Origin of the sequence: Nonomuraea sp. NPDC050790, from assembly GCF_044456745.1 — a bacterium.
Classification (GTDB): domain Bacteria; phylum Actinomycetota; class Actinomycetes; order Streptosporangiales; family Streptosporangiaceae; genus Nonomuraea.
The window spans coordinates 136,083-157,125 of sequence record NZ_JBITGF010000012.1 but is presented as its reverse complement, the minus strand read 5'-3'; the positions used below and the strand labels follow the sequence as shown (position 1 = coordinate 157,125).

The window sequence follows — 21,043 nt, the reverse complement described above, 5'->3', positions numbered from 1 at the left end:
CGCCTTCAATCATCACGCTCAGTTATGGTTCTCGCACGGAAGGTGACGCGGAGCGCAAAGTCCGGAGGAAGCCGTGGGGACGGCCCGGACATCACAGCTTCGCGGCGCCAAGGGGCACGGGGGGTGCTTTTGATGTACGTCAACGGGGTTTTCTGTGCGTGAGCACGCGGGTGTCACTCGCGAGGAGCTGAAGCACAGCGCGGCGGTCACCGTCGCGGTCCTGCTCGCTCTGGGCCTGATGGCGGCATGGAGCGTGCTCATCCCCGGCGTCGACGCCTGGGAGAACATCGTGGCCGCCGTGATCGGCTCGCTCCGGCTCACCGGCCCGGTGGCCGCGGCCTTCGCCGCGTGGGTGGCACTGCGCAAGCGGCGCGCGCTGCGGGGGCGCTCTCTGTCGACCTGGCGCGCGCTCAAGGCGCCGCTGGCCATCCTGGTGGTCGTGACCGGCTCGTTCGCCGCCACCGTGCTCGTGCTCGCCATCAAGACGGTGCTGACCGAGCAGGCGGGCAGGCTGAGCCTGTCCGGCCTCGGCATGGGCATGGCCGGGCTGGCGCTCTACTCCGTCGTCGGGTGGGTCGCCGGGTGGCTGCTGCCCCATCCCTTCATGCCGCCGGTGGCCGGGATCGCCTGTTACGGGCTGTTCACCTGGCTGGCCGAGGGGCGGCCTTGGGCCGATCGGCTGGCGCCGGGGACGGGCGAGCCGTACGACCTGTTCCAGGGGCTCAGCGGGACGGCCTTCCTCGACCAGACGCTCTGGCTGATCGGGATCACCGCGGCGCTGCTGCTCGGCTGGGCGGCCGTGGTGACGCGGCAGGCGCTGGTGCTGGCCTGCGCGCTGCTGGCCGTACTGGCCGCCGGGACGGGGGTGGCGCGGCTGCTGACCGACCCCAAGCCCGCCGCGGCCCAGGCCATCGCCTACAGCTGCCAGGACTGGCCGATCACCGTCTGCGTCCACCCCGGCATGCGCGGCGGGCTGACCGAGCTCGGCGCCGCCTTCACCAAGATCGCCTCCCGCCTGTCCGGCACACCCGCCGCCTTCACCCGGGTCGAGCAGCGCCCGCTGGGCGAGCCGCTGAAGTCCACCGCGGGGCTGGCCGCCATCCACGTGCCCGACCTGTCGGCCGGGTTCGCCGACGAGGCCGCCTACGCCTACATCGAGTCGCTGGCCGCCGAGTGCGTCGACTCGCCCGCGGACGGCTACCGCGACATCGTCATGGCGTGGCTGCGCGGCGAGCCGCTGCCCGGCGGGCCAATGCCCGAGCACCAGTACGCGGCGGCGTGGTTCTCCGGGCTGAGCGAGCCGCAGCGGCGCGACTGGCTGCGCATGTTCTACAACGAGTTCCAGTCGTGCAGGCTGTCGGGCACCCACTTCGGCGGTGGGCCGATGGCGAGTGCCGTACCGGCGTCGCCAACGCCCGTTTATCCGGTGTATCCGACAGGAATGTCACCCCAGAGCTGGCACTGATGATCGTCGTGCGGGTAGTACTGCCCGCATGACGACAACTCCCCTGACGCGACGTCGCAGGTGGCGCAATATCGCCGGGCTCCTCGTGCTCGCCGCCCTCCTCATCGTCGGCGGGCGCCTGGCCTGGGCCTGGTGGAACCCCCTCGGCGAGCAGACCATAGACCGCAGCCAGCCGGTGCTCCTGCAGTCGATCCACGACCTCAGCCGCTTCGAGGCGGCCACCGGCACCTTCCAGGTGGTCGTCGACCTCGAGAAGGACGCCAACTTCCTGCCCGACGCCATCAAGGGCAGCCGCACCCTGTTCGTCGGCTCCGGTGGCGTGGACGCCTACGTGGACTTCACCGGCCTCGCCAAGGACGCCGTCACCGTCTCCGAGGACCGCAAGGAGGTGACGCTGCGCCTGCCCCGGGCCCAGTTGGAGAAGCCCAACATCGACAACAACCGCTCCTACGTCTTCGCCCAGCAGCGCGGCCTGCTCGACCGCGTCGAGGACTTCCTGTCGGCCAGCCCCACCGACCAGCGCGAGCTCTACGTCCTCGCCGAGAAGAAGATCGCGGAGGCGGCCACCGCCAGTGACCTGCGCGCCCGTGCCGACGCCAACACCAAGGTCATGCTCCAGGGACTGCTGAAGTCGCTGGGCTTCACCAAGGTCACCGTCAAGTTCTCGGACGAGCCCTAGGGAGGTCCAGGACCCCGTCTAGGTACCCCCGGTCCCGCCTAAGGCGCACAGATAAGGCATCCGCCCGATGTGGCGGGGTGGGCCTTAGGAGGAGTGTTAGGAGTGCAAGAAAACAACAGCACCACGACACCGGGAGTCACCCGAAATGAATGCCGAACTTGAGTACGCGCTCATGAAGAACCACGCCGAGGAGCTGCGCCGGGTAGCCGCCGAGCACCGCAGGGCCATGGAGGCGACCAGGGGCCGCAAGCACCGCCGCTCCGTCCTCGCCAGGCTTCTCTCCCACTAAGTTCCGTACCCCTCACTACCTTTCAGGAGGTTCCGATGAACGCAGAACTCGAGTACACCGTGATGCAGAACCACGCCGAGGAGCTTCGCAGGGCCGCCGCCGAGCACCGGCGGGCCCGCGAGGCGCGTAAGACCGGGCGTCGCTCGGTGTTCGCCAAGTTCCTGTCCTCATGACCACCGCACGATGGCCCGGCCGCCACCTCCCTCGCGGCCGGGCCAAACTGCCTCCCTAGCCGGGCTGCCGGCTCCATTTTGAAACCACGGGCGTGGCGGAGTACTCCGCCACGCCAAAACCCGTTTCCCACCCCAAGACCCACCAGCCCACGCGCCGCCTCCCGGACCCGCCGGACCAGACCTCGGGTGGCCCGCCCAGCAAGGGCCCGCGAGCCCGCGCGGCCAAGAGCCCGCGTAGCCGAAGGGACCGCGCGGCCAAGAGCCCGCGTAGCCGAAGGGACCGCGCGGCCAAAGGCCGCGTAGCCGGAGGAACGCGTAACGCGTGACCAAGGACCGCGCGGCCATGGGGGCTTTCTAGGGGACGCGGATGATCAGGGCGTCGCCCTGGCCGCCGCCGCCGCACAGACCCGCCGCGCCCAGGCCGCCGCCGCGCCGCTTCAGCTCGTGTGCCAGCGTCAGCACGATGCGCGCCCCCGAGGCCCCGATCGGGTGACCGACCGCGATGCCGCCGCCGTTGACGTTCACCCGCTCCATCGGTACGCCCAGTTCCTTCACCGACTGCAGCACCACGCTGGCGAACGCCTCGTTGATCTCCACGAGGTCCAGGTCGGCGGCGTCCAGCCCCTGCTTGGACAGCGCCTGCTTGATGGCGTTGGCCGGCTGCGACTGCAGCGAGGCGTCGGGTCCCGCCACGCTGCCGTGCCTGCCGATCTCGGCCAGCCAGGGCAGCCCCAGCTCCTCGGCCTTGGTCTTGGACATCACCACGACCGCGCAGGCGCCGTCGGAGATCTGCGAAGCCGAGCCCGCGGTGATCGTGCCGTCGGCGGCGAAGGCCGGGCGCAGCTTGGCCAGGGTCTCCGGCGTGGTGTCGGCGCGGACGCCCTCGTCGTCCTTGACCACGACCGGTTCGCCGCGCCGCTGCGGGATCTCCACCGGGACGATCTCGTCGTCGAACACGCCGTTCTTGATGCCGGCCGCGGCGAGCTGGTGGGAGCGGGCGGAGAAGGCGTCCTGCTCCTCCCGGCCGATGCCGAGGCGGGCGTTGTAGCGCTCGGTCGACTCGCCCATCGCCACCTGGTCGAAGGCGCAGAACAGCCCGTCGTGGGCCATCGAGTCGACGATGCCGGCGGGGCCGTACTTGACGCCCTTGCGCAGTGAGGGCAGCAGGTGCGGCGCGTTGGACATCGACTCCATGCCGCCGGCCACCACGACGTCGAACTCGCCGGCCCTGATGAGCTGGTCGGCCAGGGCGATGGCGTCCAGGCCGGACAGGCAGACCTTGTTGACGGTCAGCGAGGGCACGTTCATGGAGATGCCGCCCTTGACCGCGGCCTGGCGCGACGGGATCTGGCCGGCGCCCGCCTGGAGCACCTGGCCCATGATGACGTATTCGACCTGGTCGGGGCGTACCCCGGAACGCTCCAGGGCGGCCTTGATGACGATGCCGCCGAGGTCGACGGCGGACAATCCGGACAACGAGCCGAGCAGTCTGCCGATCGGCGTGCGCGCTCCGGCGACGATGACGGAACCAGACATGTCAGGGGCCTCCTGTGCACACGAGGGGTCGTTTGACACCATACCCACGGGTACCTGGATGACCGCCATGGAGGTAGGCCACACATGTTCATGCGCATCGACCACATCGGGATCGCCTGCAACGACCTGGAAGAGAAGATCGCGCTCTTCTCCGGCCTGTTCGAGCTCACCGTCGTCGCGCGGGAGGTCAACGAGGAGCAGGGGGTCAAGGAGGCGATGCTGCACGTCGCGGACGGCGAGGGCGGCGGCTCCTACATCCAGCTCCTGGAGCCGCTGAGCGCGGACTCCCCCGTGGGCAAGTTCCTGGCCAAGCGGGGCGAGGGCGTCCACCACGTCGCCTTCGGGGTGCCCGATGTGGCCGGAGCAATGGAACAGATCGGGGCCAAAGGCGTCAGACTGCTCGACGAACATCCACGACACGGCTCAATGGGATCTTCGATCGCGTTTCTGCACCCCAAGGACGTGGGAGGAATGTTGACGGAGCTTGTCCAAGCGGCCAGGCCCTAGGAAACACAAAAAACGTTCATATGTAACTAGTCACGCAGATAGTTGGACGGGGCCTCCAAGGCGGCACCAGCGGAGTACGCTGGCTTTCCACCGGACATGGAGCCTGCCGTGAGGCACAGGCTCCTGGCTCGGATGCCCCGAACCCCCCGTCCGGCCGATGTAGCCGTCTCGACAACCCAGGATCGAGCCTCCATGCAGTCCGACATCGACGCCCAGCTCAACAATTTCTTCGAAGACGCCCCAGCTCGCGAATTCGACGTGGTGCTGCGCGGTTACGACCGCCACCAGGTCCACGACCACCTGAAGCAGCTCGACGGCGAGTTGCGTCAGTCCCGCGAGCAGCTCGCCGGTCTTCAGCGCGACCTCTCCGACTCCCAGCGCCAGCTTCAGGAGCAGGAGCGACCCACCTATTCGGGGCTCGGCGCCCGCATCGAGCAGTTGCTCCGCCTGGCCGAGGAGCAGGCCACCGAGCTCGTGCAGGCCGCGCGCTCCGAGGCCAACGAGCTCAAGGCCGCCGCCAAGGTGGAGGCCGCCGACGTACGCGCCGCCGCCGAGGCCGAGGCCGCCGAGAAGCGCGCCCAGGCCACCCGCGAGACCGACGACATGCGCACCAGCGCCGAGCGGGACGCCGAGGAGATCCGCTCGACCGCCCGCCGCGAGTCCGACGAGCTGACCGCCACGACCGAGCGCGAGGCCGCCAAGCTGCGCGCCACGGCCGACCACGAGGTGGCCGAGAAGCGCGCCGACGCCGAGCGCGAGATCGCCAAGCTGCGCACCACCACCGAGCGCGAGGTGGCCCAGCTCCGCGCATCGACCAAGCGCGAGCGTGACGAGGTCCTCACGACGGCCAAGCGTCAGGCCGACGAGATGCGCGCCCAGGCCCAGCGGGTGCTGGAGGAGTCCGAGGCCAAGCGGGCCCAGGACGAGGCGGAGTTCGAGATCCAGCTCGCCTCCCGCCGCGAGGAGGCCGAGCGCCAGGAGGCAGAGCGCCACGCCACCGCCCAGGCCAACACGCAGAAGCTGGTCGCCGAGGCCGAGCAGCGCGCCGCCACGGCGGAGTCGCGTGCGACCAAGGCCACGCAGCAGGCGGAGCAGACCCGCCGCGAGGCGGACATCCACGCCAAGCAGCTCGTCGCCAACGCCCGCAAGAGTTCCGAGCAGATCGTCTCCGACGCCAAGTCCAGCGCCGAGACGATCGTCTCGGAGGCCAAGTCGGAGGCCGAGCGCATCCGCACCTCGATGCAGCGCCAGGTCGACGAGCTCACGCGCCAGCGCGACAGCATCACCAGCCACCTCGCCCAGCTTCGCCAGTTGCTCGGCGGCGCGGCTCTGCCCGGCATGGAGCCGGAGCCCGCGGTGGCCGCGGCACCGGCCAAGCCGGCTCTGGCGGCGCCCGCCAACGACAACAAGCCCGCGCCCGCACCAGCCGCTGCCGCACCCGCCAAGACGGAGGCCAAGGCGGACGACGACAGCGAGTGGTGGCAGGAGTAGGGCTCGCCCTCGGGGGCTTGACTGACGGCTGAAGGAGAGCCTGGCGACCGCGCGGTCGCTAGGCTCTCTTTTTGTTGCCTCCGCCCCATTTGCCCCAGGAGCCCCCATTGTCCGCTGAGGTCGAGACTCCGGCCGAAGAGAGCCCCCAGTACGGCCTGCCGGGCAAACCCCTGGCCCGCGGGCCGTTCCTGTTCGGACTGATCGGCGGCCTCGGCGTGCTGACCGCGATCGCGATCGGCCAGATGGTCGTCCGCTCGCTGAGCGTCATCATCCTCATCACGGTCGCGATGTTCCTGGCGGTGGGCCTGAACCCGGCCGTCGAGGCGCTCCAGCGGCGCCGCCTGTCCAGGCGGGCGGCGATCGGCATCGTCTTCGCCGGCGTCATCGTGGCCTTCGCGCTGTTCGGCCTGGCCATCGTGCCGCCGGTCAGCCAGCAGTTGGCCGACTTCGTCAGCGCGGTGCCCGGCTACATCACCGAACTGGGCAACAACCCCACGCTGCGCATGCTGGAGCAGGACTACCAGATCCTGACGCAGCTACGCTCGTTCTTCACCGGCTCGATGGCGACCACGCTGGCCAGCGGCCTCATGGGCGCCGGACTGGTGGTGGCCGACGGGCTGTTCACCACCGTGACGCTGCTGGTGCTGATGCTCTACTTCCTCGGCTCCCTGCACACGATCAAGGTGTACCTGCTCAAGCTGGTGCCCGCCTCGCGGCGCGAGCGCACGGAGGCGATCACCGAGGAGATCCTGCACGGGATCGGCGGCTACGTCGCCGGCAACGTGCTCATCTCGGTCATCGCGGGCGTCCTGAGCTGGATCTTCCTGTCGATCGCGGGCGTGCCGTACGCCTTGGCGCTCGCGCTCGTCGTCGCGCTCACGGACCTCATCCCGCTCGTCGGCGCGACGATCGGCGCGGTGCTCGTGACCGCTGTGGCGCTGCTCGGCTCGGTCCCGGCCGGCATCGCCTGCGCGATCTTCTTCGTGGTCTACCAGCAGGTCGAGAACTACTACATCTACCCGCGCGTGATGAAGCGCTCGGTGGACGTGACGCCCGCGGTCACGGTGATCGCGGCGCTGTTCGGCGGCGCGCTGCTCGGGATCGTCGGCGCGCTGCTGGCCATCCCGGTCGCCGCGGCCATCTCGCTGATCATCCGGGAGATCGTCCTGCCCCACCAGGCCCGGAGCTGACGAAGTCGGCCACCGCGGCGTTGAACGCCTCGGGCTGCTCGACCGCGCTCAGGTGACCGGCCTTCTTGATGACCTCCAACCGCCCATCCGGTACGGCCCGCGTCATCGCCTCGGCGTCGGCCACCGGCGCGAGCTCGTCCTCCTCCCCCACGATCGCCAGCAGCGGCACCTTCAGCCCGCTCAGCGTGTCGAAGGAGTCGGGCCTGGCGGCCATCGCCCGCTGCGCCCAGGCGACGGCGGCCGGCGGGGCCGCCTGGACCAGCCCGCGTACCCGCCCGAACACCATGGCCCGCCGCTCACGCGTGGTGTGCCCGATGAGGGCGGGCAGCACCTCCTCGACCAGCACGCCCGGGCCCTCGTCGAGCACGCGGCGGGCGATGCGCTCGCGGTTGTCGCGAGCCGGCTCGGGGTCGGGCGAGGCTTTGGTGTCGGCCAGGATGACGCCGAGCAGGCGGTCGGGGTGGCGGCGGCAGAAGGCCATGGTGACGTAGCCGCCCATGGACAGGCCGCCCACGACGGCCCGGTCGACGCCCTCCGCGTCGAGCAGCGCGGCGACGTCGTCGGCCATGGCGTCGACCGACGGCTCGTCGTCACCGAGCCGCGATCCGCCGAACCCCCGCAGATCTGGCGTGATCACCCTGCACGTGGCAGCCAGTCCTTCGCGCTGGGCCAGCCACATCGCCGAGGAGAGGGGAAAAGCGTGGAGCAGGACGACCGGAACACCGTTCCCGGCTGATCTCGTGTAGAGCTGCACGGAATCACGGTAGTCCGCTTCCCTCAGGTTGTCGTCAGACCGCCGTCGATGAACAGGACTTGGCCTGTCATATAGGCCGAGGCAGGACTGGCCAGAAATACCGCGGGATGGGCCATCTCCTCCGCGGTGCCCCAGCGGGCCATGGGGACCGAGGCGATCGTCGAACGGCTCGCCGCCTCGTCCTGCCAGAGGTTGCGGTTGAGGTCGGTGGCCGTCCAGCCGGGGCACAGCGCGTTGACCCGGACGCCCGCGCGGGCCCATTCGATGGCCAGCGACTTGGTGAGGGCGATCAGCCCGGCCTTGGCGGCGGCGTAGGGGGCGAGGAAGGGCGCGCCCTGGGCGGCCGCGGAGCCGACGTTGATCACCGAGCCGGTGCCCCGGTCGAGCAGGTGCGGGGCGATCGCGTGGCAGACGGCCATGGCCGAGTCGAGGTTGAGCCGCATGAGCTTGTCCCAGCCGGACAGGCGCAGGTCCTTGAACTCCACCAGGAAGTTGGAGCCTCCGGCGTTGTTGACCACGATGTCGACGTGCCCGAGCGCCTCGATCGAGCCGCGGACGGCGCCGGCCGCGGCCTCCCTGTCGGTCAGGTCCGCGGGCACCACGAAGGCCGACCGGCCCAGTTCGGCGACCTCCTTGGCCACCTCGCCGAGCGAGTCGGCCGAGCGGGAGACCAGCGCCACGTCCGCGCCCGCCCGCGCGTAAGCGAGCGCGATGGCTCTGCCGATGCCCCGGGATGCTCCGGTGACCAGTGCCTTCTTGCCGGTCAGATCGAACGCGTCCACGCCCGCCTCCTCGCTCCACAGAACATCGTTCTACAGCTTATCCTTCGGGGGCACCTCGGTGGGCAGCGGGTGGCGTACCGGATTGACGCGCTTGACGATCTCGTCGAGGACGATGCGCACGTACGGCTCGCCCACCCACAGATGCTTGGCCCCCTCGACCGCCACCACCTCCGCCTGGGGCACCCGGGCGAAACGGGCGCGGGCCTCCTCCGGCCGCAGGTAGTCGTCGAACTCCGGCACCAGCACGGTCATCGGCCGCCCGAACTCCGCCCACGCGTCGAGGTCGGCGTCCACGGCGCGGTGCAGCGGCGGCGACATGAGGATCGCGCCCTCCACCAGCGGGTCGCGCGCCCACTTCAGCGTCAGCTCGGTGCCGAAGGACCAGCCGACCACCCACACGTGCGGCAGGTCGTGGTACTCGGCGTACTCCAGCGCCGCCGCCACGTCGTAGCGCTCGCCCTCGCCGCCGTCGAAGGCGCCCTCGGAGGTGCCGCGCTCGGAGGAGGTGCCGCGCGTGTTGAAGCGCAGCACCGCCAGGTCGGCCAGCGCGGGCAGGCGGTTGGCGGCCTTCTTGTAGACGTGGCTGTCCATGAAGCCGCCGTGGGTGGGCAGCGGGTGCAGGGTGACGAGCGTCGCGACCGGGTCGCGGGCCTCGGGCAGGGCCAGCTCGCCGACCAGGGTCAGTCCGTCACCGGTGTGCAACTCGATCGGCTCACGCCGGGCGGGCAGCACGGTCGCCGCGCGGATCTCCACATCGTTCCTTTCAGTAACGGCTACGTCCGGGACCGCGGTCCAGTCTCTTGCGCCAGCAGGCCGTGTGCCAATGCCGCCGCTCCTCGTCGCCGCCGGTCCAGTTGGGCCAGCTCACCAGGTGCGGCTGGCCCGCCTTGATCTCCTGGTCGCAGCCCGGGCAGCGGTAGTCCTTGGCGGCTCCGGCGCCGCTGAGCATGCGTACCTTCCACTCGCCGTCCGGCCACTCCTCCACCCGGTCGGTGGAGGAGGGGAAGGCGCTGGGCCGGGTCGACTCCTTGCGGCGGGCGCGGCGCGGGCTCATGCGCGCGGGAACGTCTGCAGGCCCGCGGTGACGAGCTGGTCGAGCAGGGGCGCGGGCGCGAAGGACGGTTCGCGGTACTCGGCGTACAGGGCGCGCAGGCCGTCGCGCACCCGCCGCGGCCCGATCTCCTCGATCATCTCGAACGGCCCCGCCGGGTAACCGCAGCCCAGCCGCATGGCATCGTCGATGTCCTGGATGGAGGCGTAGCCGGACTCGTGCATGCGGACCGCGTCGTTGAGATAGGGGTAGAGCAGGGCGTCGGCCACGAACCCGGCCCGGTCCTTGCACGGCACCGGAGCCAGGCCGAGCACGGTCATCAGGCCGCAGGCCGCGGTGGTCGCCGCCGGTGAGGTCAGCACGGTCGAGGCGACCTCCGCGACGCCCTGGCCCACGAGGTGGATGCCGACCACGCGGGAGGGGTCGGCATGCCGTACGGCGTGCTCGATCACGGGACGCTCACCGAGCCGCAGCACGACGTCGGGCGTGTCGGACTCGCCGAAGCCCGCGGCGGACAGCCGCGCGGCGAACTCCTCCGCGCCCTCACCGCGGACCAGCACCTTCGCGACGGTTGCCTTGTCCGGATCGTCGGGAACGGGCTCGTCGCCGTAGAAGCCGCGGCCGCTCTTGCGGCCGAGCAGTCCCGCGGTGACCAGTTCGCGCAGCACGAGGGCGGGCGCGTGGCGCGGCGAGCGCGTCTCGTCGAAGAGCACCCCCATGACCTCGTAGGAGGTGTCGAGCCCGATGAGGTCGAGCAGCGCGAACGGCCCCATCGGCAGCCCGACGCCCTTCCGCATCGCCGTGTCGATGTCGTCGCGCGTCGCGACGCCCTGCTCCAGCAGCGCCGCGGCCTGGTTGAGGTACGGCAGGAGCAGCCTGTTCACCACGAACCCGGCCCGGTCGCCCACCACGACCGGCGTCTTGCCCAGCGCCCTCGCCAGGTCCGCGATCCGGGCGGGAAGTCCCTCCTCCGTCAGGACCGTGCCGACCACCTCGACCAGCTTCATGACCGGCGCCGGGTTGAAGAAGTGCATCCCGACCACCCGTCCCGGCCGCCCGGTGGCGGCGGCGACCGCGGTCACCGGCAACGACGAGGTGTTGGTGGCCAGCACCGTGCCCGGCTTGCAGATGCGGTCGAGGTCGGCGAACAGCCCGATCTTGTACTCGAGGATCTCGGGGATCGCCTCCACCACCAGATCGGCGTCGGCGAGATCCTCGCGCGCGGTGGTGAGCGTGATCCGCCCCAGAATCGCCGCACGCTCCTCGGCGCTCAGCCGTCCCTTGTCCAGAGCGCGGCCGGTGGACCTCTCCAGGTGCCCGCGCCCCCGCGCGAGCGCCTCGGCGTCGGCCTCGACGCCGATCACCCGTATCCCCGCACGCGCGAACACCTCGGCGATCCCCGCACCCATCGTGCCGAGACCGACCACTCCCACCTTTTCAAACGCCATGCCCCCCAGTTTTCCAGAGCCGGTAGGGTGGGCCGTCATGCGGCTGGTCATCGCGCGATGCAGCGTGGATTACATAGGACGGCTCACGGCGCACCTGCCGATGGCGCCGAGGCTGATCATGATCAAGGCGGACAACAGCGTGAGCATCCACGCCGACGACCGCGCGTTCAAGCCGCTCAACTGGATGAACCCGCCCTGCAAACTCAAAGAGGACGGCGACACCTGGACCGTCACCCACGGCAAGACGGGCGAGAAGCTGGTGCTGACAATGGAGGAGATCCTCCACGACTTCTCCCACGAACTGGGCGTGGACCCCGGCCTGATCAAGGACGGGGTGGAGGCGCACCTCCAGGAACTGCTCGCCGAGCACATCACGACGCTGGGCGACGGGTATTCGCTGATCCGGCGGGAGTACATGACGGCGATCGGGCCGGTGGACATCCTGTGCAGGGACTCCGGCGGGGCCACGGTGGCGGTCGAGATCAAGCGGCGTGGAGAGATCGACGGGGTGGAGCAACTGACCCGCTACCTCGAACTCCTGAACCGCGACCCGCTGCTGTCGCCGGTGCGGGGGGTGTTCGCGGCGCAGGAGATCAAGCCTCAGGCTCGGGTGCTGGCGCTGGACCGGGGGATCGACTGCGTGACCCTGGACTACGACGCGCTGCGCGGCATCGAACCCGAAAACCCCACCCTCTTCTAGCCCTCAGGCATGGTCCTCGCGGGGGGCGCTTCGCGCCTTTGGACGCTCGGGCTCCCCTCAGTGGGGGGCCGAGCCCCCACGACCCCCTGCCGGGGCCTTCGCCCCGGACCCAAGGGCATGGTCCTCGCGAGAGGGCGCTTCGCGCCTTGGGCGCTCGGGCTCCTCTGAGTGGGGGGCCAAGCCCCCCACACCCCCAGCCGGGGGCCCGCCCCCGGACCCCCGAGCCGTTGCCCGGGCACCGTGGATCCGGTCAACAGCGCCGAAACCAGTGACAAGCGGCCATTCACGGGCTTTGCCGATGCGAGGGCACTCGGGCTGCACCGTGCCGTGAGCACCACGCTCGGACTGTCGGCGTTGTGGGCACCCTCGGGCCGCGGGTGTTGGAGTCCGGGTCACTCTGCGCAAGTCTGTGCCCGATCGGGAACCCCGCCGGTGGACTGGAGGGTCCCCGCCGGGGGCCATTGGGGCCGGGGAGGGTGGTTAGGGGAGGTCGCCGGGGTGGTTGACGATGCCGGCGGCGAGTACGGACATGCCCACCACCGTGCCGTCGGCGGAGACGACCTTCATGCCCATGAAGCGGTAGTCGCGCCGGTCGAGGATGTAGTACGCCTTGGTGCCCTCCCCGGCGTCGAACGCCACCCCGATTCCCGGGCGGCCGTCCGCGTCCTTGGTGTTCTGTTCGATGGACACCTGCGGGAGCTTCGCCAGCGCCCGGTACATTCCGGCCACCGTGTCCGGCGGGATCAGGGGCCCGAACTTCATGTACCAGCCGATGGCGCCGAACGCTCTGACGTCTCCGGAGATCTCAGGGGAACATCGGGGCCGACAGATCGACAGCACGACACGCTCCGTCTTCAGCGCGCGTAGGTGGGCCAGGAGCACGTCGGGGTCTGTGGGCAGGGAGTCGACTTCCTTCTGGGTGCGTCCGACGTGCGTCGGGCCCTTTTCGGCGGCGGTCTCCCGCAACGCACCGCCTTCCTCGCGCAGCGCCGACCTCTTGCCGTCCATCCGGCCCCAGTGCTCGAACACCGGCAAATCGCCCCCGCCCATGTGCTGCGACTCCTTGAGGTACAGCCACTGGTCGGGGCGGATCTCGTTCGCGCCGGTCCGGGAGGCCACGAGCGCCGCCTGCTCAAGCACGTTCGCCGCGCCGTCCGTGGTCAGGGGCGCGGTGGGCGTGGCCGTACCGGGGAGTCCTGAGGGTCGCATGAAGGGGAGGAAGACGGCGACGGCAAGCACGCACGCGCCCGCCAGCAACAACCGGGACACCACCCGCCGACGCCTGATCCGAGCTGTGGCCGGCCCCCGCTCGGCCACCATCTCGGCCAGCCTGCGCTCAGCCCCCGTCACATCCAGCCCCTCAGGAACCTCGCCCCGCATCTCCGCGAGGAGTCGAATCTCGTTCACCATCGCCCGCTCACCTCTCATCCAGGGAAGCCGGATCATCCAGGGAACGCGGATCATCCAGGGAACGCGGATCATCCAGGGAAGGCGGATCATCCGCAGAAGCCGGATCCAGCCCGGCCAGCACCCGGCGCAACCTGCTCCGCGCCCGGTTCACCCGCGACCGCACCGTCCCCACCGGCACGTCGAGGGCCACAGCGGCCTCCTCGTACGTCAGCTCCGCCCACGTCACCAGCAACAACGTGTCCCGATGCTTCTGAGAAAGCCCCGCCAGCGCCTTGGCCAGCCGCCGGCGCGCCCCGGCGGCGGCCACCCGCCGCTCCACCTCGTCGGTGAACGGCTCGATCACCGCGTCCACCCCGGTACGGCTCAACGCCTTGTACAGGCCGACCTCCCGCCGCCGGTGCCGGCCGATGAGGTTGGTGGCGATGCCGTACAGCCAGGAGCGCTCGTCGCCACGGCTGCTGTCGTAGGTCTCCATCCGGCCGAGCGCCACGGCGAACGTCTCGGCCACGATGTCGTCGGCGGGATCCACGCCCAGCCTGCGCACCACGTAACGCTTGAGCTCGGGCGCGTGCCGGACGAACAGGGTGGCGAGGCGCTGGGACTCGGGCCGCGACGCGAGGTCCGCGTGTCGCATCTCTTGCCTCTCGGGTGTCTCGTGTCATGACACGGGTAATTGCCACGAGCGACGACGGCGGTTCCATGAAATTTCCGGTCAAGGGGTTACTCTGGGGGGAGCGTACGAGGGCGCCGCCAGTCCGCGGGCAGGGAGCTTCCCACCTCGATCAGCACGTCGAAGCAGCGAACGACGACACCACCTCTTTCCGGCCGGGCCGGCGGACCCCGGCGGCGAAGGAGGTTGCTATGTCCGACCGCCATTTCGAGCTACCGGCCCGCCCGAACCTGGAGTACTACCGCAAGCAGGCCAAATCCCTGCATCGCGGCTACGCCACGGGCGACGCGACAGCCGGAACCCGGGTCACCGACGTGCTGGGCGATCGAGCGGCCGAGCGGTTCCTGCTGAGCGACGCCCAGTTCGTGCTGGCTCAGGAACACGGTTTCCGGACCTGGGCCGCGTTCCGCGAGGACGTCGAGAGCCGCGCCGCCGCCGGGGAACGGCCGGTGGCCCGCCTCAGGGGACTCGGACCGGGCGTCTACACCTCCATGGCCGACGCGCTTCTTGAGGAGCTACGCCGCGGCGACAACGGCGCGCTGAGGCGGTTGCGGGCCTACGTCCCCAGGCACGCCACCGCGACCTCCGCCGCGAACGCCCGGCTGCGCGACGCGCGGCTGGTCATCGCCCGCGAGCTCGGCTTCCCGACCTGGCGGGAGCTGGTGTCGTTCACGGAGAAGTCCCGCCGCGATCGCGGCGAGCACAGGGAACGGCGGCGCCTGCTGCACCGCGAGGCCGGCGCCCTGCTGGCCGGAGACACCGACCATCTGGCGAGCCTGGGCGCCGGGCAGGCCGACACCCTGCTGGAGATGCTCGCCGCCCCCGAGCTGGTCCCCGGCGTCCGGCTGGGGAAGGAGCTCGGCGTCCCGCGCGCCGCCGTCGTCACCCTGCTGGGCAGAGCGACCTGCCTGGACGTCCCGCTCACCCTGGCCGCCCGCAACCATCGGGTCGCGTACCTGCGCCTGCTGCTGGAGGCGGGCGCCGACCCCGGCACCCGCGCCCTGGGCGCCACCCCGCTGGAGAACGCCGCGCTCCTGGGCGACACCGAGTCCGTCGACGTGCTCGCCGGGCACGGGATCCTCCCGCGAACGCTCTGGCTCTACGCCGCCTGCGACCGGCTCGACCTGGTCCGGGCCTGTTTCGACGCGGAGGGCGGCCTCAGGCGGGACGCCGCGCCCGCGCGCCCGGACCTCGCCGACACCGGCGCGGGCTTCCCGTCCAGGCTCCCGCCGACCGATGATCCGGAGGAGATCGTGGGAGAGGCGTTCGTGCACGCCTGCCAGCACGGCCGGATCGAGGTCGTGCGCTGGTTCCTCGACCGTGGTGTCCACCCCGACGTCGCGCCCTACCTCGGGCGGACCGGTCTGCACTGGGCGATCCCCGGCGGCCGGGTCGAGGTGGTCCGCCTGCTCCTGGCGCGTGGCGCCGATCCGTCCGTCCGCGACGACCTCCTCAAGACCGACGCGTACGGCTGGCTCCGGCTGACCACACCATGGCTCGAAGAGTCCACGACGTTCCAGCATTGACAGGTCATACATGAAGCTTCTATGTTCGACCTATCAAGATAGGAGTATCGGCATGGACAAGGCCTACCTGACCGGCGACCTGGCTCCCGTTCCCGACGAGATCGACGCCTACGACCTGGCGGTGGACGGCGCGCTGCCTCCCGAGCTCACCGGGCGCTACTTCCGCAACGGCCCCAACCCGCGCCCCGGCGAGGACCCGGGACACTGGTTCGGCGGGCACGGAATGATCCACGGCATCCGCCTGCGCGACGGCCGGGCCGAGTGGTATCGGAACCGGTGGGTGCGCACCAGCAAGTTCACCGACGGGGCCGATCTGGTCGGCGAGAAGGGTGTCGACCTGGCCGCCACTCAGGCCAACACGAACGTCATCAGGCACGACGGCCGGATCTACGCGCTGATCGAGGTCGGCCTGCCGTACGAGATGACGCCGGAGCTCGACACGGCGGGACCGGTCGACTTCCAGGGGAAGCTGGCGACGGCGATGACCGCGCACCCCAAGCAGGACCCGATCACCGGCGAGCTGCACTTCTTCGGCTACGGGTTCTTCCCGCCCTTCCTGACCTACCACCGGCTGTCGGCGGGCGGCGAGCTGGTCGAGTCGAAGGAGATCGAGGTCCCGGGCTCGACGATGATGCACGACTTCGCGATCACCGAGAACCACCTGGTCTGGCTGGACCTCCCGGTCACCTTCGACCTGGAGCGCGGCATGTCGATGCCATACGCCTTCGACGAGGAGTACGGCGCGCGGATCGGCCTGACGCCCCGGGCGGGCGGGGTGACGCGGTGGTTCGAGGTCGATCCGTGCTACGCCTTCCACGTCGGCAACGCGTGGGAGGACGAGGAGGGGCGCGTGGTGCTCACCGCCGCCCGCTACTCCCCCGGCGTCTTCACCGAGCTGTGGGAGCACATCAGCGGCAGGGCCGACGCCGTCCGCCACGCCGCGGGCACGATCAGCGCCTCCCTCCACCGCTGGATCCTGGACCCGGCGACGGGCAAGGTGTCCGAGGAGCCGCTGGACGACCGCAACGTCGAGTTCCCGACGCTCAACGAGCACCGGCTCGGCCTCGGCAGCCGCTACCTCTACACGGTCGGCGACGACCAGATCGTCAAGTACGACCACCACAGCGGCGCCGCCGCCACCCTCGCGACGGGCGGCGCGACGGGCGAGGCGGTGTTCGTCCCCGCCGCGGGCGCGCGGGCCGAGGACGAGGGCTGGCTGCTGTCGATCGTCACCTCGGGCGGGGCCTCCCGCCTGCTCGTGGCCGACGCGCACGACCTGTCCGAGGTGGCGTCGGTACGGCTGCCGCGCCGGGTCCCGGCGGGCTTCCACGGATCATGGCTGGAGGACTGAGCATGGAGATCGTCGGCGCCGGCCGGGCGGACGGCATGGAGGAGGTCGGCGAGCTGCTCGGACGGGCATTCGCCGGCGACCCGGTGATCGAGTGGATGCTGCCGGAGGCGGCGGCCAGGCCGGGGATGTTCGCCGCACTGGCCCACTACATGCACGACGTGGTGGACGTCGCCCGCGACGAGGGCGGCGCGGTGGTCGGAGCGGCGCTCTGGGACCCGCCCGGCTTCGCACCCGACCTGGCCGAGGGCGGGCCGGCGTTGCTGGCGGCGATGGGTGACCGGGTGGCGTACGGCATGCTCCTGGACGAGACGTTCGCCCGGCACCGCCCGCGGGAGCCGCACTGGTATCTCGCCCAGATCGGCACCGACCCGGCGGTCCAGGGCACGGGCGTGGGCGCGGCGCTGCTGCGCAAGGGCCTGGCCCGGTGCGCGGGGCTGCCGGTCTACCTGGAGAGCAGCAAGGAGTCGAACATCCCCGTCTACGAGCACTTCGGTTTCCGGGTGACCACGGAGATCAAGCTGCCCGACGGCCCCGCGGTGTGGGGCATGCTCCGCCCGGCCGTCCTCTGAACGGAGGACAACGGGGTCGATCGGCCGTAGGTGTCGGGGGTCCGGACGGATCCGGATCCTGGAAGACATGGAAACCGCAGTGCAGGTCCGCGGGCTCGCCAAGCGCTACGGCGCTTTGGAGGCGGTCCGCGGCATAGATCTGGACATCCGCCGGGGCGAGACCTTCGCCTTACTCGGCCCCAACGGCGCCGGCAAATCGACCACCATCGAAATCCTCGAAGGGCTCAGGAAGCGCGACGGCGGCGAGGTCAGCGTTTTGGGAGCTGACCCGGGCCATCCGACCCGGGCGTGGCGCGCCCGCCTGGGCATCGTCCCCCAGACCGGCGGCGACGTGGCCGAGGTCTCCGTGCGCGAGATCGTCGCCCACTTCGCCCGCTTCTACCCCGCCCCGGCCGACCCCGACGAGGTCATCGACCGCGTGGGGCTGCCCGAGAAGGCGAAGGCCCGCGTCGGCAAGCTCTCCGGCGGCCAGCGCCGCCGCCTCGACGTCGCGCTGAGCCTGATCGGCAACCCGGAGCTGCTCTTCCTGGACGAGCCCACCACCGGCTTCGACCCGGAGGCCCGCCGCCGCTTCTGGGAGCTGATCAGGAACCTGGAGGCCACCACGATCCTGCTCACCACCCACTACCTGGACGAGGCCGAGGAACTGGCCGACCGGGTGGCGGTGATCGCGGGCGGGCGGATCGTGGCCGAGGGCACGCCGCGTACCCTGGGCGGGCGCGCGAGCGACGAGGCCACGGTCACGTGGGCGGACGGCGAGGAGCGCACGGCCACCCCGACCAAGACGATCGCCGGGCTGATGCGCCGCTACGACGGCGAGATCCCCGAACTGCGCGTCGCCCGGCCGACCCTGGAGGACGTCTACCTGCGCCTGCTGGAGGAATCGTGATCGCGCTGTCGAGAGCCGCCTTCGAACTCAAGATCTTCTTCCGCGCCCGCGACCAGGTCGTCTTCACCTTCTCCTTCCCGATCGTGCTGCTGGTGCTGTTCAGCGCGATCTTCGCCGGAACCTTGGACGGAACGCACGTCACGGTCTCGCAGCTCTACGCCGCGGCGCTGATCAGCGCGGGCATCCTCAGCGTCAGCTTCCAGAACCTCGCCATCAGCATCGCGGTGGAGCGTGAGGAGGGCGGGCTCAAGAGGCTGGCGGGCACGCCGATGCCGAAGAGCTCGTACTTCGCCGGAAAGGTGCTGAGCGTTCTGGTCATCGCGGCCATCGAGGTGGCGCTGCTGCTGGCCGTGGCGGTGTTCCTGTACGACCTGGAACTGCCCGCCGACCCGGTCGGCTGGCTGACCTTCTCCTGGGTGCTGGTCCTGGGGCTGGCGGCCGGCGCCCTGCTGGGGATCGCGGCCAGCAGCCTGCCCAGCTCGGCCAAGTCCGCGGCGGCGGTGATCACGCTGCCGTTCGTGGTGCTGCAGTTCATCTCCGGGATCTACATCCCCTTCACCGAGCTGCCGCCGTGGCTCATCGACGTCGCCTCGGTCTTCCCGCTGCGCTGGGTGGCGCAGGGCTTCCGTTCGGTGTTCATCGGCGACAACGGGGTGGCGCTGGAGATGGCCGGGTCGTATGAATTGGGCAAGGTCGCCCTGGTTCTGGGCGCGTGGACGGTCGGAGGTCTGGCGCTGTGCCTGATGACGTTCCGGTGGAAGAGCCGGCGCGAGGGGTGAGCACCGCGGGCCCCAACGTGTGGGAGAGCCTGCGCGGCTGGGAGCTGCTGCTGGTCGTCACCACGTTGATCCCGGTGGTGTTCGCGCTGGCCGGCGACTTCACCACCAGGGAGAAGGTGATCGTGGCCGGCTGCCTGCTGGCCACGATCCCGGCCTATGTACTCGTCGGCCGCCCGGCCATCGTCGCCGAGGACCGGCGCGGGAGCGTGGTCTACGTGGCGCTGCTGGTCATTCTGTTCACCCCGGCAGCGCTGACGATCCCGGCGATCTCGTTCTCGCTGTTCGGGCTCTGCTCCATGTGCTACCTGGCGCTGCCCGCCAAGGGCGCGACGATCGCCAGCCTCGTGCTGTGGACGGGGCCGGCGATCACGGTGGCCGACCGGGAGGATCCACTCGGGTCGGCCTTCAACCTGATCGTGGTCATGACCGTGGTGGTCTTCTTCTCCGGGACCATGGGGCTGTGGATCGAGCGGATCACCAAGCAGAGCAAGGAGCGGGCCGCTTTGATCGAGGAACTCGAGGCGAGCAGGGCCGAGGTGGCCAGGCTCTCGGCCGAGCGCGGGGCGCAGGCCGAGCGCGAGCGTCTGGCCGGGGAGATCCACGACACGCTGGCCCAGGGGTTCACCAGCATCATCATGCTCGTGCAGGCCGCCCAGCGGCAGCCGGATCCGGCGCGGCACCTGGCGCTGGCCGTACGGACCGCCCAGGAGAACCTCGCCGAGGCGCGCGCCTTTCTCTCGGCGCTCGCGCCCGCGCCCCTCGACGACGCCTCGCTCGTCGAGGCGCTGCGGCGCATCACCGAACGCACGGGCGACGAGATCGGGGTCGGCGTGCGCTTCGAGGCGTGCGGCACGGCCAGGCCGCTGTCCACCCGCACCGACGTGGTGCTGATCCGCGCGCTGCAGGAAGGGCTGGCCAACGTGCGCAAGCACGCCGCCGCGCGGGCCGTGCGCGTGGGTCTGGAGTACGGCGAGAGCCACGTGCGCCTCAGCGTGTCCGACGACGGACGGGGGTTCGGCGCGGAGAACGGCGGCTTCGGCCTGCGTACCATGCGCGGCAGGGTCGAGCAGGCGGGCGGCACGCTGACGCTCGCCAGCGAACCGGGCGCGGGGACGACGCTGACCGTGGAGGTACCGGCGTGATCAAGCTCCTGATCGTGGACGACCACCCGGTGGTCAGGGAGGGCCTGCGCGGCATGCTGGACGGCGACCCCGGCCTCGACGTGGTCGGCGCGGCGGCCTCGGGCGACGAGGCGGTCGTGCGGGCCCGCGAACTGGCCCCCGACGTGGTGCTCATGGACCTGCGCATGTCCGGCGGCGACGGCGTGGACGCGACCGGCCGCATCCTGGCCGACCGTCCCGGCACCCGAGTGATCGTGCTGACGACGTACGAGAGCGACCACGACATCGTGCGCGCGGTCGAGGCGGGGGCGGCGGGTTACCTGCTGAAGGACACCAGTGCCGAGGACCTGCTGGCCGCCGTGTACGCGGCGGCGAGGGGTGAGACGGTGCTGTCGCCGTCGGTGGCGACCAAGCTGGTGACGCGGCTGCGCGCCCCCGCCGCCCCTGCGCTGACCCCGCGCGAGGCGGAGGTGCTCGCGCTGGTGGCGCGCGGGCTGACCAACGCCGAGGTGGGCCGCCGGCTGTTCATCAGCGAGACCACGGTCAAGACGCACCTGCTGCGCGTCTTCGGCAAGCTCGGCGTCTCCGACCGCACCGCGGCGGTCACGACGGCCATGGAGCGCGGTCTGTTGTAAGTGCTGATTTACCGGCCTATCGTGGCGC

The 21,043-nt window shown here is 70.9% G+C and carries 23 protein-coding genes; 15 read left to right on the top strand and 8 right to left on the bottom strand.

What is annotated here, in order from left to right:
- Positions 1 to 154 precede the first annotated feature (154 nt).
- The 4 genes from ACIBEJ_RS44640 (at position 155) to ACIBEJ_RS44625 (ending at position 2,606) form a co-directional block, all read left to right on the top strand.
- Positions 155 to 1,465: a hypothetical protein gene (locus tag ACIBEJ_RS44640; RefSeq protein ID WP_397189048.1), complete on the top strand. Its 1,311-nt coding sequence runs from the start codon at positions 155 to 157 to the stop codon at positions 1,463 to 1,465.
- Positions 1,466 to 1,493: 28 nt separating this feature from the next.
- Entirely contained in the window at positions 1,494 to 2,144 is a 651-nt protein-coding gene (locus ACIBEJ_RS44635) for a DUF4230 domain-containing protein (protein ID WP_397189047.1), read from the top strand.
- A 145-nt stretch (positions 2,145 to 2,289) separates the two neighbouring features.
- Positions 2,290 to 2,433 (top strand): hypothetical protein, encoded by a 144-nt coding sequence (locus tag ACIBEJ_RS44630; RefSeq protein ID WP_397189046.1) that lies wholly within the window; start codon positions 2,290 to 2,292, stop codon positions 2,431 to 2,433.
- Between the two features lie 35 nt (positions 2,434 to 2,468).
- Entirely contained in the window at positions 2,469 to 2,606 is a 138-nt protein-coding gene (locus ACIBEJ_RS44625; protein WP_397189045.1) for a hypothetical protein, read from the top strand.
- Positions 2,607 to 2,960: 354 nt separating this feature from the next.
- On the opposite strand, the gene ACIBEJ_RS44620 is transcribed toward ACIBEJ_RS44625, so the two are convergent.
- On the bottom strand, positions 2,961 to 4,142 hold the full coding sequence (locus ACIBEJ_RS44620) for an acetyl-CoA C-acetyltransferase (RefSeq protein WP_397189044.1): 1,182 nt from the start codon (positions 4,140 to 4,142) through the stop codon (positions 2,961 to 2,963).
- Positions 4,143 to 4,226: 84 nt separating this feature from the next.
- On the opposite strand from ACIBEJ_RS44620, the gene mce reads away from it, so the two are divergent.
- The 3 genes from mce (at position 4,227) to ACIBEJ_RS44605 (ending at position 7,330) form a co-directional block, all read left to right on the top strand.
- On the top strand, positions 4,227 to 4,649 hold the full coding sequence (gene mce / locus ACIBEJ_RS44615) for a methylmalonyl-CoA epimerase (RefSeq protein WP_397189043.1): 423 nt from the start codon (positions 4,227 to 4,229) through the stop codon (positions 4,647 to 4,649).
- A gap of 192 nt (positions 4,650 to 4,841) precedes the next feature.
- Entirely contained in the window at positions 4,842 to 6,140 is a 1,299-nt protein-coding gene (locus tag ACIBEJ_RS44610) for a DivIVA domain-containing protein (RefSeq protein ID WP_397189042.1), read from the top strand.
- A gap of 107 nt (positions 6,141 to 6,247) precedes the next feature.
- Positions 6,248 to 7,330, top strand: a complete 1,083-nt coding sequence (locus ACIBEJ_RS44605) for an AI-2E family transporter (RefSeq protein WP_397189041.1) — start codon at positions 6,248 to 6,250, stop codon at positions 7,328 to 7,330.
- On the opposite strand, the gene ACIBEJ_RS44600 is transcribed toward ACIBEJ_RS44605, so the two are convergent.
- From ACIBEJ_RS44600 to ACIBEJ_RS44580, 5 genes are read right to left on the bottom strand one after another with little or no spacing between them, the layout of a single operon-like run.
- Positions 7,290 to 8,084, bottom strand: a complete 795-nt coding sequence (locus tag ACIBEJ_RS44600; protein ID WP_397189040.1) for an alpha/beta fold hydrolase — start codon at positions 8,082 to 8,084, stop codon at positions 7,290 to 7,292. The genes ACIBEJ_RS44605 and ACIBEJ_RS44600 overlap by 41 nt on opposite strands.
- A 23-nt stretch (positions 8,085 to 8,107) precedes the next feature.
- Positions 8,108 to 8,866, bottom strand: coding sequence for an SDR family NAD(P)-dependent oxidoreductase (locus tag ACIBEJ_RS44595; RefSeq protein WP_397189039.1), 759 nt, complete (start codon positions 8,864 to 8,866; stop codon positions 8,108 to 8,110).
- Positions 8,867 to 8,896: 30 nt separating this feature from the next.
- The gene (locus ACIBEJ_RS44590; protein ID WP_397189038.1) at positions 8,897 to 9,619 is read right to left on the bottom strand and encodes an alpha/beta hydrolase; all 723 of its coding nucleotides are present in this window, start codon (positions 9,617 to 9,619) and stop codon (positions 8,897 to 8,899) included.
- Positions 9,620 to 9,629: 10 nt separating this feature from the next.
- Complete coding sequence (locus ACIBEJ_RS44585) at positions 9,630 to 9,920, bottom strand: ATP/GTP-binding protein (protein ID WP_397189037.1); 291 nt, start codon at positions 9,918 to 9,920, stop codon at positions 9,630 to 9,632.
- On the bottom strand, positions 9,917 to 11,365 hold the full coding sequence (locus ACIBEJ_RS44580) for a 3-hydroxyacyl-CoA dehydrogenase family protein (RefSeq protein WP_397189036.1): 1,449 nt from the start codon (positions 11,363 to 11,365) through the stop codon (positions 9,917 to 9,919). The genes ACIBEJ_RS44585 and ACIBEJ_RS44580 overlap by 4 nt, the downstream gene beginning before the upstream one ends.
- 37 nt (positions 11,366 to 11,402) lie before the next feature.
- Here ACIBEJ_RS44580 and nucS point away from each other — a divergent pair, with 37 nt between their 5' ends.
- Positions 11,403 to 12,065: an endonuclease NucS gene (nucS, locus tag ACIBEJ_RS44575; RefSeq protein WP_397189035.1), complete on the top strand. Its 663-nt coding sequence runs from the start codon at positions 11,403 to 11,405 to the stop codon at positions 12,063 to 12,065.
- Between the two features lie 480 nt (positions 12,066 to 12,545).
- On the opposite strand, the gene ACIBEJ_RS44570 is transcribed toward nucS, so the two are convergent.
- Both ACIBEJ_RS44570 and ACIBEJ_RS44565 read right to left on the bottom strand, forming a co-directional pair.
- Positions 12,546 to 13,475 carry a CU044_5270 family protein gene (locus ACIBEJ_RS44570; RefSeq protein ID WP_397189034.1) on the bottom strand — a complete coding sequence of 310 codons (930 nt, stop codon included), beginning with the start codon at positions 13,473 to 13,475 and terminating at the stop codon, positions 12,546 to 12,548.
- A 7-nt stretch (positions 13,476 to 13,482) separates the two neighbouring features.
- A complete protein-coding gene (locus tag ACIBEJ_RS44565) occupies positions 13,483 to 14,109 on the bottom strand; it encodes an RNA polymerase sigma factor (RefSeq protein ID WP_397189033.1) in 627 nt (208 codons plus the stop codon).
- 227 nt (positions 14,110 to 14,336) lie between these two features.
- Here ACIBEJ_RS44565 and ACIBEJ_RS44560 point away from each other — a divergent pair, with 227 nt between their 5' ends.
- From ACIBEJ_RS44560 to ACIBEJ_RS44530, 7 genes are all read left to right on the top strand, one after another.
- Positions 14,337 to 15,671, top strand: coding sequence for an ankyrin repeat domain-containing protein (locus ACIBEJ_RS44560; protein ID WP_397189032.1), 1,335 nt, complete (start codon positions 14,337 to 14,339; stop codon positions 15,669 to 15,671).
- 52 nt (positions 15,672 to 15,723) lie between these two features.
- Positions 15,724 to 17,022: a carotenoid oxygenase family protein gene (locus ACIBEJ_RS44555; protein WP_397189031.1), complete on the top strand. Its 1,299-nt coding sequence runs from the start codon at positions 15,724 to 15,726 to the stop codon at positions 17,020 to 17,022.
- A 2-nt stretch (positions 17,023 to 17,024) separates the two neighbouring features.
- On the top strand, positions 17,025 to 17,591 hold the full coding sequence (locus tag ACIBEJ_RS44550) for a GNAT family N-acetyltransferase (protein ID WP_397189030.1): 567 nt from the start codon (positions 17,025 to 17,027) through the stop codon (positions 17,589 to 17,591).
- 67 nt (positions 17,592 to 17,658) lie between these two features.
- Positions 17,659 to 18,480, top strand: a complete 822-nt coding sequence (locus ACIBEJ_RS44545) for an ABC transporter ATP-binding protein (protein ID WP_397189029.1) — start codon at positions 17,659 to 17,661, stop codon at positions 18,478 to 18,480.
- The gene (locus ACIBEJ_RS44540; RefSeq protein ID WP_397189028.1) at positions 18,477 to 19,259 is read left to right on the top strand and encodes an ABC transporter permease; all 783 of its coding nucleotides are present in this window, start codon (positions 18,477 to 18,479) and stop codon (positions 19,257 to 19,259) included. Before ACIBEJ_RS44545 ends, ACIBEJ_RS44540 begins: the two co-directional genes overlap by 4 nt.
- Entirely contained in the window at positions 19,256 to 20,401 is a 1,146-nt protein-coding gene (locus ACIBEJ_RS44535; protein ID WP_397189027.1) for a sensor histidine kinase, read from the top strand. Before ACIBEJ_RS44540 ends, ACIBEJ_RS44535 begins: the two co-directional genes overlap by 4 nt.
- Positions 20,398 to 21,015: a response regulator gene (locus ACIBEJ_RS44530; protein WP_397189026.1), complete on the top strand. Its 618-nt coding sequence runs from the start codon at positions 20,398 to 20,400 to the stop codon at positions 21,013 to 21,015. The genes ACIBEJ_RS44535 and ACIBEJ_RS44530 overlap by 4 nt, the downstream gene beginning before the upstream one ends.
- Positions 21,016 to 21,043 lie beyond the last annotated feature (28 nt).

Coding starts and splice junctions, on each gene's coding strand:
- ACIBEJ_RS44635 (WP_397189047.1), top strand. CDS start 1,494: ATGACGACAACTCCCCTGACGCGACGTCGCAGGTGGCGCAATATCGCC.
- ACIBEJ_RS44630 (WP_397189046.1), top strand. CDS start 2,290: ATGAATGCCGAACTTGAGTACGCGCTCATGAAGAACCACGCCGAGGAG.
- ACIBEJ_RS44625 (WP_397189045.1), top strand. CDS start 2,469: ATGAACGCAGAACTCGAGTACACCGTGATGCAGAACCACGCCGAGGAG.
- ACIBEJ_RS44620 (WP_397189044.1), bottom strand. CDS start 4,142: ATGTCTGGTTCCGTCATCGTCGCCGGAGCGCGCACGCCGATCGGCAGA.
- mce (WP_397189043.1), top strand. CDS start 4,227: ATGTTCATGCGCATCGACCACATCGGGATCGCCTGCAACGACCTGGAA.
- ACIBEJ_RS44610 (WP_397189042.1), top strand. CDS start 4,842: ATGCAGTCCGACATCGACGCCCAGCTCAACAATTTCTTCGAAGACGCC.
- ACIBEJ_RS44585 (WP_397189037.1), bottom strand. CDS start 9,920: ATGAGCCCGCGCCGCGCCCGCCGCAAGGAGTCGACCCGGCCCAGCGCC.
- ACIBEJ_RS44580 (WP_397189036.1), bottom strand. CDS start 11,365: ATGGCGTTTGAAAAGGTGGGAGTGGTCGGTCTCGGCACGATGGGTGCG.
- nucS (WP_397189035.1), top strand. CDS start 11,403: ATGCGGCTGGTCATCGCGCGATGCAGCGTGGATTACATAGGACGGCTC.
- ACIBEJ_RS44570 (WP_397189034.1), bottom strand. CDS start 13,475: ATGGTGAACGAGATTCGACTCCTCGCGGAGATGCGGGGCGAGGTTCCT.
- ACIBEJ_RS44565 (WP_397189033.1), bottom strand. CDS start 14,109: ATGCGACACGCGGACCTCGCGTCGCGGCCCGAGTCCCAGCGCCTCGCC.
- ACIBEJ_RS44560 (WP_397189032.1), top strand. CDS start 14,337: ATGTCCGACCGCCATTTCGAGCTACCGGCCCGCCCGAACCTGGAGTAC.
- ACIBEJ_RS44555 (WP_397189031.1), top strand. CDS start 15,724: ATGGACAAGGCCTACCTGACCGGCGACCTGGCTCCCGTTCCCGACGAG.
- ACIBEJ_RS44550 (WP_397189030.1), top strand. CDS start 17,025: ATGGAGATCGTCGGCGCCGGCCGGGCGGACGGCATGGAGGAGGTCGGC.
- ACIBEJ_RS44545 (WP_397189029.1), top strand. CDS start 17,659: ATGGAAACCGCAGTGCAGGTCCGCGGGCTCGCCAAGCGCTACGGCGCT.